General features: G+C 67.0%; 10 protein-coding genes and 1 pseudogene. 5 read left to right on the plus strand and 6 right to left on the minus strand.

The features are described from left to right. Positions 1 to 191 precede the first annotated feature (191 nt). The 3 genes from ABGB08_RS31190 to ABGB08_RS31200 all read left to right on the plus strand — a co-directional run bounded on the left by ABGB08_RS31190 (position 192) and on the right by ABGB08_RS31200 (position 3,657). The gene (locus ABGB08_RS31190; RefSeq protein WP_347597301.1) at positions 192 to 707 is read left to right on the plus strand and encodes a hypothetical protein; all 516 of its coding nucleotides are present in this window, start codon (positions 192 to 194) and stop codon (positions 705 to 707) included. 49 nt (positions 708 to 756) lie between these two features. Continuing rightward, entirely contained in the window at positions 757 to 1,518 is a 762-nt protein-coding gene (locus ABGB08_RS31195; protein ID WP_347597304.1) for an AAC(3) family N-acetyltransferase, read from the plus strand. 225 nt (positions 1,519 to 1,743) lie between these two features. Next, entirely contained in the window at positions 1,744 to 3,657 is a 1,914-nt protein-coding gene (locus tag ABGB08_RS31200) for an amino acid transporter (RefSeq protein WP_347597307.1), read from the plus strand. Position 3,658: 1 nt separating this feature from the next. Here ABGB08_RS31200 and ABGB08_RS31205 read toward each other — a convergent pair whose 3' ends face one another. The 4 genes and pseudogenes from ABGB08_RS31205 to ABGB08_RS31220 all read right to left on the minus strand — a co-directional run bounded on the left by ABGB08_RS31205 (position 3,659) and on the right by ABGB08_RS31220 (position 6,311). Then, entirely contained in the window at positions 3,659 to 3,958 is a 300-nt protein-coding gene (locus ABGB08_RS31205; protein WP_347597310.1) for a hypothetical protein, read from the minus strand. A gap of 20 nt (positions 3,959 to 3,978) precedes the next feature. Beyond that, positions 3,979 to 4,556: pseudogene (locus tag ABGB08_RS31210) on the minus strand (response regulator transcription factor); the annotation flags it as partial. Positions 4,557 to 5,021: 465 nt separating this feature from the next. Then, positions 5,022 to 5,894: a pentapeptide repeat-containing protein gene (locus tag ABGB08_RS31215; RefSeq protein WP_347597313.1), complete on the minus strand. Its 873-nt coding sequence runs from the start codon at positions 5,892 to 5,894 to the stop codon at positions 5,022 to 5,024. An 81-nt stretch (positions 5,895 to 5,975) separates the two neighbouring features. Further along, positions 5,976 to 6,311, minus strand: a complete 336-nt coding sequence (locus ABGB08_RS31220; protein ID WP_347597316.1) for a Clp protease N-terminal domain-containing protein — start codon at positions 6,309 to 6,311, stop codon at positions 5,976 to 5,978. 330 nt (positions 6,312 to 6,641) lie between these two features. On the opposite strand from ABGB08_RS31220, the gene ABGB08_RS31225 reads away from it, so the two are divergent. Next, positions 6,642 to 7,745 (plus strand): crosslink repair DNA glycosylase YcaQ family protein, encoded by a 1,104-nt coding sequence (locus tag ABGB08_RS31225; protein WP_347597319.1) that lies wholly within the window; start codon positions 6,642 to 6,644, stop codon positions 7,743 to 7,745. Between the two features lie 213 nt (positions 7,746 to 7,958). Here the strand turns inward: ABGB08_RS31225 and ABGB08_RS31230 are convergent, their stop codons facing one another. Both ABGB08_RS31230 and ABGB08_RS31235 read right to left on the minus strand, forming a co-directional pair. Next, the gene (locus tag ABGB08_RS31230; protein ID WP_347597322.1) at positions 7,959 to 9,002 is read right to left on the minus strand and encodes an adenosine deaminase; all 1,044 of its coding nucleotides are present in this window, start codon (positions 9,000 to 9,002) and stop codon (positions 7,959 to 7,961) included. A 54-nt stretch (positions 9,003 to 9,056) separates the two neighbouring features. After that, entirely contained in the window at positions 9,057 to 10,166 is a 1,110-nt protein-coding gene (locus ABGB08_RS31235) for a trypsin-like peptidase domain-containing protein (protein WP_347597325.1), read from the minus strand. A gap of 104 nt (positions 10,167 to 10,270) precedes the next feature. On the opposite strand from ABGB08_RS31235, the gene ABGB08_RS31240 reads away from it, so the two are divergent. Next, the gene (locus ABGB08_RS31240) at positions 10,271 to 11,125 is read left to right on the plus strand and encodes a hypothetical protein (protein WP_347597328.1); all 855 of its coding nucleotides are present in this window, start codon (positions 10,271 to 10,273) and stop codon (positions 11,123 to 11,125) included. The last annotated feature ends 57 nt before the right edge of the window (positions 11,126 to 11,182 follow it).

Here is an 11,182-nt window from a genome sequence, read left to right on the forward strand (position 1 = left end):
GGTACCATCGCAGCATACGATGAGATGGGTCATGATCCCCCCGTGATCCGCCAGAGCCTTGTCGAGGCCGTGGTAATACGTTTCCCGAGCGGGTCCCCAGAGAAACTCGCCAAGAATTCAAGGTTGGGGTTTTCCCCTAGCCTCGATCTTGGCGTGGTCGGCTGAAGGATCAGGGCTGACAGCATTCTCGGATGCTGAGACCGGCCTGGAAACCCCTATCGAGCGTGGCCGTCCTGGGCATCACCAACCTGCCCCCTGGCATGCCCCGGCGACTCGCGGAACTGATCCGTGGCGAACGGTCTATCGAAAACAGAGATCATTACGTGCGTGACGTGGTGTTCCGGGGGGATCACTGCAGAGCCCGCACCGCCTCGCCCCCGTCGATTCTCTCGACCATGCGCAGCCACGCGATCGGCGCGTTTCGCCTGCTCAATTTCACTGCGGATCAGGTGGTGTTTCATTTGCGCCCCTGGACGCCGGATGCTAGTGAGATTGGGGCCGAGATATCCGCTCGATTCCCTGGAGAGTTTTCCGGAATAGCTCATGTCGATCGAGGTCGTGCTGTCCGCATCGCGTTCAAGGCCCAAATTCATGTCGTCATGAGTTTCGTCGACGACCTGAGTGACGGCCCCCGTGCCGTTCAAGAGCGAGCGCACTCTCACATGGCCAGTCACACCAGGCACGAGTCGTTCATGCCCGGCAATTGAGCGACATGGAGTATATAGTCGCCCAATGGATCAATTAACACCTCATACTGTGCGGTCGTTGAGTTCGGATCTTCGTGGGCTCGGGGTTGGGCCCGGAGACGTGGTGATCGTGCACTCGTCGTTGAAGAGCCTTGGGTATGTGGTCGGCGGTGTGCAGGCGGTCATCCAGGCATTGCTCGACGTCCTGGGTCCCGAGGGAACACTTGTGGTGCCGACCCAGACCGGCGACAACAGCGATCCGTCCGGTTGGCGCAATCCGCCGGTGCCCGCGGACTGGTGGCCAGTCGTTCGGGAGGAATCGCCGGGCTACGACCCGTCCCGTACGCCTAGCCAGTGGATGGGAATCATCCCGGAGACGGTCAGAACCTGGCCAGGAGCCAAACGCAGCGCCCATCCTTGGCTGTCGTTCGCGGCCCTCGGGAAGAACGCCGACGTGATCATCGCTGATCACCAACTGGACGACGCGCTGGGCGACAAATCCCCACTTGGGGCCATCTACCGGCTCGACGGAAAAGTCCTACTGCTCGGGGTCGGCCACGACTCCAACACGTCCCTACATCTGGGGGAGTGGCGCCAGGAGTCCCCGCCGCGCGGCCCACATGGCGCCTCCATCCGCCAACCCGACGGAACCAGTCGTTGGGTCACCTGGACCGACGTCCTCGAAGACGAAAGCGACTTCGAACGACTCGGCGCAGCCTTCGAAGAATCGTCTCCCGTATCGATCGGACACGTCGGCAATGCCACCGCCCGCCTGATGCCCCAGCGCGCACTCGTGGACTTCGCCACCACATGGATCGCGAAGAACCGATAACTCCAGGCGCTTTGCTGTCGGGGAATGCCGTTCCCGGTGCCCAGGACAGGATCGAGGCCGCTGTCACGCTGGTGCCGCCGCCAGGCGTCCGGCGTTGCAGCTCCAACTCCAGGAGCCCGGCACCTGCCAGTCCCACCCGATTTGTCAGCCAACGGCCGTTGGTGGTTCGGGAGATCTTGGGGCAGCATGAGCAGCCGGAAGAACCGGCTTCGGTGGGGTGACGTTGTGGGTGGTGCATCGGCGCCGGAGCGGGTGCGGGAGTGGCTGCTCAAAGGGCTGAAGCGGAGTGAGGGCGGGGGCGACTCTCCGTACCATGAGGAGGCGCCTGAGCATCAGCATTCCTGGTGGCAGGTGATGTGCCTGACGGGAGTGGACTACTTCTCCACGTTGGGGTATCAGCCGGGGATCGCGGCTCTGGCCGCGGGGGCGCTCAGTCCGGTGGCGACGTTGCTGCTGGTGGCGTTGACGCTGTTCGGGGCGTTGCCGACCTATCGGGCGGTGGCGGGGGAGAGCCCGCATGGGCTGGGCTCGCTGGCCATGCTGGAGCGGCTGATGCCGGGGTGGAGCGGCAAGTTGCTGGTGCTGTTCCTGCTCGGGTTCGTGGCCACCGCTTTCATCGTGACCATCACCTTGTCGGCGGCCGACGCCACCGCGCATATCCTGCACAATCCCTTTGTTCCGGCGTTCCTGGAGGGGTGGCAGGTCCCGGTCACGCTGGTGCTGGTCGCCGCGCTGGGCGGGGTGTTCCTGGCGGGGTTCAGTGAGGCGATCTCGATCGCGGTGGTGCTGGTCGCGGTTTATCTGCTGATGAATGTGGTGGTGCTGGCGACCGGCGTACAGCATGTGCTGGCTGAGCCGGTCAAGGTCGGCGACTGGCAGGATCTGCTGGCGAGTGACTATTCCAGTCCGATCGCGATGATCGCGGTCTCGCTGTATGTCATGCCCAAACTCGCCCTCGGCCTGTCCGGGTTCGAGACGGGTGTCGCGGTGATGCCGCTGGTCAAGGGTGATCTCGCGGAACGGGTCAAGGGCGCTCGCAAGCTCTTGACGACCGCCGCGCTCATTATGAGCGTCTTCCTGATCGCGTCGAGTTTCGTCACGACCGTGCTCATTCCCGCCGGGGAGTTCGCCGAAGGCGGGTCCGCCAACGGACGTGCGCTGGCCTATCTGGCGCACGAATATCTGGGCGACTGGTTCGGCACCGCCTACGACGTGAGCACGATCGCCATTCTGTGGTTCGCGGGCGCGTCGGCGCTGGCGGGGCTGCTCAACATCGTGCCGCGCTACCTGCCCCGATATGGCATGGCCCCGGATTGGACCCGCGCGGCCCGCCCGATGGTCCTCGTTTTCACCGGGGTCTCCTTTCTCATCACCATCGTCTTCGGCGCCGATGTGGAATCCCAGGGCGGCGCGTACGCCACGGGGGTTCTCGCGCTGATTCTTTCAGCGGCGGTCGCGGTCACCCTCTCCGCCTGGATCAGCCGCCGCACCCGAGCCGCCGGTTTCTTCGGGACGGTGTCGCTGATTCTCGGGTACGCCACTGTCGCCAACATCATCGAACGCCCCGACGGCCTGGTCATCGCCCTGCTTTTCGTCCTGGCCATCGTGGTCACCTCGCTGATCTCCCGCGCCACTCGCTCCACCGAGCTGAGGGTCACCCGGATCACCCTCGACGACCAGGCCCTGCGCTTCGTCCAGCACGGCGGCGAGATCCGCCTGATCGCCAACGAACCCCACGCGCGCGACCAGAAGGAATATGTCGACAAGGCGCGCGAGGCCTGGGAATTACACCGCCTGCGCAGCGCAGAAAGCCTGCTCTTCCTGGAAGTGACCGTCCCGGACGCCTCCGAGTTCGCGGGTGAGTTGTACGTCACGGGCGAGGAACGCCACGGGTTCCGCATCCTGCGCATGGAGAGCCCCACGGTCGCCAACTCCATCGCCGCCCTGCTCCTGCATCTGCGCGACGAGACCGGCAGGATCCCGCACGTCTACTTCCACTGGGCCGCCGAGGGCAACCCGATCGGCGCGCTCCTCCGCTACCTCGTTTTCGGCGGCGGCGACATTCCCCCGCTCACCCGCGAGGTCCTCCGCCAGGCCGAACCCGACGCGGCCCGCCGCCCTCTCGTGCATGTCGGCTGAGCTACCCCCGGAAACCTCGGCGCCGTACCTCGTCGGAGAAGTTCCGGTCGTGATCGGGGAGCACGCCGTCCGTGGTGGAATCCACCAGCTCTACTCGCCCGTCGGCGTAGATCCGGTAGAGCCGGTCGTTGGTCATCCGATGCGTGGCATAACACTCCAGATAGTCGACGCCGAACTTGTACTGGACGTCCCATCCGTTCTGCTCGAATTCTCCGGCGGATTCGCTCAGCTCGGGCAGCGACATTCGGTAACCCGCGAAGTACTCATCGAACGCTCGCTTGATCGCTTCTCTGGTGTTCATCTGTTCCCTAATGCGGTGGCAGTCGTCCTCACGGTGTTGGTGAACGGGTCGACGTGCTCGTCCCACACCTTCTCCAGCAGCATTTCGGCGGAGACCACCGCCCCGCCGGCGCGCAGCAATTCGGCCAGCACGCCGAACTCCTTGCGGGCGAGCGGCACGTAGCGGCCGTCCCGGAACACCTGCCGGTGCGCCCAGTCCAGGCGGATGCCAGCTCGCTCCAGCATGGGCGGATCGGCGGGCCGTACCCTGCGGCCCAGGGCGTGGACGCGGGCGACCAGTTCCTCGAAGGCGAAAGGCTTCGGCAGGTAGTCGTCGGCGCCGAGGGACAGGCCCGCCACCGGGAGCGTACGTCGCCTGACGCGGTGAGCATGATGACGCGCACCAGGGCGCCGTCGGCGACCAGGGCCCTGCACACGTCGTCCCCGTGCATGCCCGGCAGGTCGCGGTCCAGGATGAGCACGTCGTAGTCGTGCACGCGCAGCCGCTCCAGCGCCGACTCGCCGTCGTAGGCGATATCGACGGCGAGTGCCTCGCCCCGTAAGCCCTCACCGATGGAGTCGGCGAGCATGCGCTCGTCCTCGGCGACCAGCACCCGCACGACAGCCCCCTGATCTTGGATCGCGCCAGCCTGCCAGAGGTGGCATAACGCGGACATAACCGGATTCGGTCACGCCAAGGTTATCCATCGATCGCTGGACTGCCCCTCACGGCGACGGGACCCGCCCGGCGCCCTGATCGGGGGCTCCACCATGCTTGTCTCCACCGTGGACCAGGGCAGACCGCCCTTCACGCACGGGATCTTCGCCATCGTGCTCGTCCTCGCGGGCGCGCTTCGCTGCCTCGTCATGCTGGGGTACGACACCGCACTGGACTTCGACCACCGCTACGTGCTGCCCGCGATCCCGATGGCCTGCCTCGCCGCCGCACTGGCCGTCCCGAGCCTGGCCGCGCGCCTGCGCCAAACCCGGACGAGCCCATCCGGGGCGCCGGACGATGCGCGTGTCATGGTGACCGTTAACTCGGGGGGGCGGCAACCTTTGATTACGAGCACTCAACAGGACGACTACTTGGCCCGCGCCGCCGGGGGGAGATCGCTCTCGGTGACAGGTAAGCCCTTGGTGGTGTCATCGGTCATGGCGGTTTCCAGGTCGACGACGTCGGCGAGGTCGGCGCCGGTCAGGTCCGCGCCGCGCAGGTCGGCTTCGGTGAGCCGGGCCCCGGTCAGGTCGGCGCCCCTCAGACTGGCGTTGGAGAACGTCGTATAGGTCAAGTCGCATCCGGCGAGCAGTGCGTTGTCGAGATTGGCGCCGGCGAAGCGGAATCGGCTCAGGTCGAAGCCGGTCAGGTCCGCGCCGCGTAGGTCTACCTGCTCCAATTCGATGCTGTATCCGGGCTCCACCATGGTGCGACGGGCCAAGACCGCGATCGCCCCGGCCACATCGTCACGAAGCTCGCCATGGCGAGAGGCCCGCTCAGCGTCGGTATGCGCGGGTTCGGATGGCGGCCATGGCGCCTGCTGCCGGATGAAGGAGGCCAGGAGCGCGGCGACGTGTCCGCGGTAGTGCGGCGCGGTCTCGGCGATCTGCTCCATCGCATATACCCCGCCATGCCGGACGCTGGTCTTTTCACTGGCCAAGTGCTCGATGGCCTTGGTGAACAAGTCGATGAACTGTCCCTCCCTGCTGGTGCTGACCTGCCGCATCGTCATCACCGCGCCCAGCGCGATGCCCCCGAGAGCCAGAAGGCCGCCGAGCCCCTGGAGCAGGGTCGAGCGCACATCGTTCTCCGCCCGGAGCCGATCGGCCGCGGCGAGCGCCGACGCGGTGTGATCACCGAGGGAGTACTGGACGAGCCAGGTCGGCAGGAATGCAAGAGATCCGAGGAACACCGCGATGATCGCGATGACTGTCACGGTGACGAGCACAGGTAGACGCATGACCGATCATCGCTGCGTGACGCACAGATGTTCCTCCTCACACGTAGGAGGTGAGAAGGCGGCTTCTCATTTGAAGCGAGCTCAGAGGACGTCGCCGTGGAGGACCTTGATGACCTGATCGCGGACCTGTTGCAGGCCGACGCCCAGAGCCTCTGTTCCATCCATATGCAGGAGGCCGAGCAGGAGATGCTCGGTGCCGACATACCGGTGCCCGAGCCCGGCAGCCTCACGGCGGGCCAGCTCCGTGAGGTGGACCAGGTCTGCGTTTATCGCTCGGGTGCGCGTGCCGCCGAGGTCGACGCCGAGACTGTTGAGCGTCATGACGGCCACGCCCTCATCCAGGCGGGCAAGGCCCATCAGCAGGTGATCGGCGGTAACACGGTCATGGCCCCGAGCCCTTGCCTCCTGCTCGGCCAAGTCCAGCACCCGCCGAGCACGAGTCGTCAGAAGGCGCTCCAGGGGTTGATGAAGAGCCGTCTTCCTCAGCATGGCGCCTCCGTTGCCCTCAGTCGCGGCCCATCCAGGTGGCCACGTCGGCCTGGTTGCCCTCGGCCAGTGTCCACCACGCGGGGGCGCACTCGTCGCTAACACGTCGGTATGCCCACTCGTGGCGAACCATGCCCGCTGCAGGAGCTCTTCGCGGCGCGGACGTTGGCGGCCGATCTGGTGTCGCTGAGCGCCGAATCCCGGAGGAGATTGTCCTCCAATGGGTGGATACCGGCCGGATCGCTCCCCTAGCCTCGTGTCGTGGTCGTGCACGAGCTTTCTCCTATCGACGCGCGTCGCATCGCTGTGCGCGCGCAGCTCTTGGACAGTTCGCGGCCGGTTGAGCTGCTTGATGTGGTGCGCCATCTGACGCTGTTGCAGATCGACCCGATCGCCGCCATCGCGCCGAGTGCGGACCTTGTGGCGTGGAGTCGCCTCGGGTCGTCGTACGCACCGGCTGACTTAAGCACGGCGCTGGAGAACAGGACGTTGCTGGAGCTTCGAGCGATGATCCGGCCCAGCGAGGATCTCGCCCTGTACCGCGCCGAGATGGCCGAGTGGCTCGGACCCGGACAACTGCTTCCTTGGCAGGAGTACCGCCGCGACTGGGTGCGCGCCAACGACGCGTGCCGTCTGGACATTCTCGATCGGCTCGGTTCCTCGGGGCCGCTGCCGTCGCGCGATCTTCCGGACACGTGCAAGGTGCCGTGGAAATCGACCGGGTGGACCAACAACCGCAACGTCACGCAGCTGCTGGAGTTCATGGTCGTGCGAGGCGAGGTCGCCATCGCTGGACGCAGCGGCCGCGACCGGCTGTGGGACCTGGCGACGCGGGTCTACCCCGATGAGCCGGTGGTCCCCGCCGAGGAGGCGGTCCGCATCCGCGACCAACGACGGCTGCGCGCGCTGGGCATCGCCCGCGCCCGAGGGCCGCAATGTCCGGTTGAACCCATGGACGTGAGCGAGGCCGGCGAGCCGGCCGTGGTCGAGGGGGTCAAGGGCACGTGGCGAGTCGACCCAACCCTGCTGAGCCAGCCGTTCTCCGGGCGCGCGGCATTGTTGTCACCTTTCGACCGGCTCATCCATGACCGCAAGCGCACCCTTGAACTCTTCGGCTTCGACTACCAGCTGGAGATGTACAAGCCCGCTGCCAAGCGCCGCTGGGGGTACTTCGCCCTGCCGATCCTGTACGCCGACCAGCTGGTGGGCAAACTCGACGCCACCGCCGACCGAAAGGCCGGAGTACTGCGGATCGACGCGATCCACCAGGACATCCCCTTCACCAAGACCATGACCGCTGCAATCGATCGCGAGATCAAGGACCTGTCTCACTGGCTCGAACTGGACCTCACGCTGCCCCGCTGAGTGCACACCGCACGTGTCCGGCCAAACCCCAGCGAAGCGCTAGGTATTCGACTCGGCCGTGGTCACCGCTCCGTCACCCGCTCGAACCACTTTGCCGACCCTAGGGATCTTCGTGTGACTGGTAGCACGCGCGGCTGGGAAGGGCCGAGCGCCAGCGACGTGCGGTTGGGCGGAGCCGAGCGCCAGCGACGCGGTAGGCCCAGCGCCAGCGTTCTAAAGGGAGGGTGGGTGGGAGAGCCGCTTACTGGTGTAAGCGTCGATTTCGTGGAGCAGGGTCGATTTGCCTTGAGGGTCGAGGAAGGAGGCGTGGACTGCGTTTTTGGCCAGGTCTGCGATGCCGTTGGGGTCAAGGTGGAGGAGGTGGGCGGCGACGGCGTACTCCTGGTTGAGGGTGGTGCCGAACATGGGTGGGTCGTCGGAGTTGATCGTCACCGGGACCCCGGCCGCGACGATGGTCGGGAGTGGGTGTTCGGCGAGGGAGGGGACGGCCTTCGTGCAGACGTTGGAGGTTGGGCAGATCTCCAGGGGGATGGCGTGTTCCGCGAGGTAGGTGAGGAGTTTCGGGTCCTGGGCGCTGGAGATGCCGTGGCCGATGCGTTCCGCGCCGAGGTGGTTGATGGCGTCCCAGATCGTGTCCGGGCCGGTGGTCTCGCCGGCGTGCGGGACGGAGTGAAGTCCGGCGGCGCGGGCTTGGTCGAAGAACGGGGCGAACTGGGCTCGGGAGATGCCCGCTTCCGGGCCGCCCAGGCCGAAGCTGACCAGGCCGTCGGGACGCTGGTCGAGGGCGATGCGCAGGGTACGCTCCCCGGAGATCCCGATCTCGCCGGGAATGTCGAAACACCAGCGCAGGACCGTGCCGTGATCGGCTTCGACGCGCCGGCGGGCGTCCTCGATGACCTCGCAGAACTGCGCGTCGGGGATGCCGTTGAGCAGGTGGATGTAAGGCGTGACGGTGAGCTCGGCGTAGCGCACATTCTGGGCGGCCAGGTCGACGCCCACACCGTGGATCAGCGTCCAGAGATCCTCGGGATCCCTGACCAGATGCACCACCGAGGTATACACCTCGATGAAGTGCGCGAAGTCGCGAAAGTCGAAGAAAGCGGCGAGCTGCTCCGGGTCGGCCGGGACGATGGTGGAGCCCTCGTGGCGGGCGGCCAGTTCGGCGACGATGCGGGGGGAGGCCGAGCCGACGTGGTGTACGTGCAGCTCGGCTTTCGGGAGTCCGGCGATGAACTCCGTGAGGTCGATCGTGGTCATCGCATGACGGTAACAATCAGCACGGCGTACCGGCCAATTTCTGACACGAATATGTTAGCTTCCGCCGGGGAGCTCGCTGAGGGTCACCGTCACCGTTCTCTCGCCGGTCTCGCCCAGGTATTCCACCTTGACCTGTTTGCCCGGGCTGAGGGTGGCGAGCACCTGGGCGAGCGCGGTCGTGGTGGGAGTCGGGGAGCCGTTGACGCTGAGTATCACGTCGCCGGGCCTGATTCCGGCCTTCGCCGCGCCGCCGCCGGGGGTGATCGCGCCGACCGCGACGCCGATGGGTTCACCGTCGTCGCCGATTGCCGTACCGACCCGGACGCCGAGGGCGGCGCGGTGGGTGTTGACCACCTTGCCCTGCCTGATGAGCTGGTTGGCGATGTCGCTCGCGGTGGCGCTCGGGATGGCGAAGCCGATCCCGTTGGCGGCGCCGAGCTTCGGGTCGGTGGCGGCCAGGGTCGGGATGCCGACCACCCGGCCGGACAAGTCCACCAGCGCGCCGCCGCTGTTCCCCCGGTTGATCGCCGCCGAGGTCTGGATCGCGTCCGCGATCGTCGCGCCCGGCGCGCCGTCGTCGTCCTGCCCCGATACGGTACGGCCCAGGGCGGACACGATGCCCTGCGTCACCGTGCCGGAGAAGCCCAGCGGGTTGCCCATGGCCAGCACCATCTGGCCGACCCGCAGATTCGCCGAGTCACCGAACGCGGCCGGCGCCAGCCCGTGGTCGTCGGCGACCTTGATCACCGCGAGATCCCCGGCCGCGAACGTGCCGACCAGCGTCGCGGACCTGGCCTGCCCGCCGGTGGCAAGCGTCACCTGAAACTCGCGGGCATCGCCCACTACATGGGCATTTGTCACGATATGACCGTGGGTGTCGAAGACCACGCCAGAGCCGAGACCGGTTCCGGTGGTGATCTGGACAATGGACGGGAGGACCCGCTTGATGACCTGTTCGTACGCGGATTCCATCGCCACCGCGGCGGCGGGCGGGCGCACGCCCTGACTGTGGTTCTGACTCGGGGCACTGACGGCAGGGCTCGCGGGGGTCGCCCCGGTGGTGTGCGACGGCGCGGTACAGGCTGCCGTGGCGACCACCAGGACCAGCGCCAGGGGCCCCGTCGACCTGGCCGTCACCTGGGTGATCACCGGTGAGATTCTCATGTCGGACTGTCTATCCAGGTGCGTCCTGGGATGCCAGGAACCACGTCGTGATGGAGCGTGACAACGTGAGGGCACGATCATGACTTCTGGCGTAATCTGCGGACATGACGGACGAACAGGGCAGCCCGCGGCGGCCGTTCATCCGTTCCTACGACGCGCCGACGACGCCACTCCCGAAGGTCAGTCCGGAGGAGTTGCGGCGGCTCGCGTTCCCGGAGCGGCAGCCGCCCCCGCGCCGGAGCTTCGGCGACATTCCCATGCGAATCGTCTATGTCGTCTGCGCGGTCAGCATCGGCCTCGCCGTGGTCGTGTTCGTGCACGCCCTGCGCGCCGACGACCAGCCCCCGGGCACGGTCGAGGTCCAGCGCGCCGCCCAGGCAACCCCGTCCGCGCCCGCGTCCCCCACGGCCAGCCCATCGCCGAGCGCCACCCCGATCACACTGCCCCGGGTTCCGGCGTCCCGCAGCATGACCGTGTTCCCCGGCTCCGGCACCACGATCGCCTCGCTCGTCACCGACGAGAAGTCCGGCATCTCCTACGCCAAGTTCGCCGCGCCCTGGCGGTCGGTGAAGCCCGACCCGTTCCAGTTCCGGCAGAAGGCGGGCGAGGCCATCATCGCCTCGGGCCCGCTCCCCGGCGCCGACCCCGGCCCCCTCCGCGACCAGGCCGACTACCGCAAGGTCGCCACCCGCGCCGCCCGCTGGACCCTGCGCTACCAGCCCGAGGGCAGCACGCTCCGCTGGACCGCCTCCCAACCCGTCCGGTACGGCAACGGCTGGCTGCTCGGCTACCGCGTGACCTACCAGGTCGAAGGCGAGAAGCGTACGTCGGAGGCGATCGTCGCGCTGGTGGAGACCGGTCGGAACAAGCCCGCGATGCTGTTCGCCTCGGTCCCCGGCACCAAGCCCGAACTCCACCACGACCTGAACATGCTCGTCTGGACCCTGCGCCCGCTGTGACATGGCTGCGCCTCCGACGCGGCGGGCTCGGCCGCTCCTGAGCCTGTGTCTTCCCTC

The sequence above is a fragment of the Acrocarpospora sp. B8E8 genome (assembly GCF_039871605.1).
Taxonomy (GTDB): Bacteria; Actinomycetota; Actinomycetes; order Streptosporangiales; family Streptosporangiaceae; genus Acrocarpospora; species Acrocarpospora macrocephala.

Excerpts from the sequence above, each read along its gene's own strand:
- ABGB08_RS31190 (WP_347597301.1), top strand. The coding sequence starts at position 192 with ATGCTGAGACCGGCCTGGAAACCCCTATCGAGCGTGGCCGTCCTGGGC.
- ABGB08_RS31215 (WP_347597313.1), bottom strand. The coding sequence starts at position 5,894 with ATGCGTCTACCTGTGCTCGTCACCGTGACAGTCATCGCGATCATCGCG.
- ABGB08_RS31240 (WP_347597328.1), top strand. The coding sequence starts at position 10,271 with ATGACGGACGAACAGGGCAGCCCGCGGCGGCCGTTCATCCGTTCCTAC.
- ABGB08_RS31205 (WP_347597310.1), bottom strand. The coding sequence starts at position 3,958 with ATGAACACCAGAGAAGCGATCAAGCGAGCGTTCGATGAGTACTTCGCG.
- ABGB08_RS31235 (WP_347597325.1), bottom strand. The coding sequence starts at position 10,166 with ATGAGAATCTCACCGGTGATCACCCAGGTGACGGCCAGGTCGACGGGG.
- ABGB08_RS31230 (WP_347597322.1), bottom strand. The coding sequence starts at position 9,002 with ATGACCACGATCGACCTCACGGAGTTCATCGCCGGACTCCCGAAAGCC.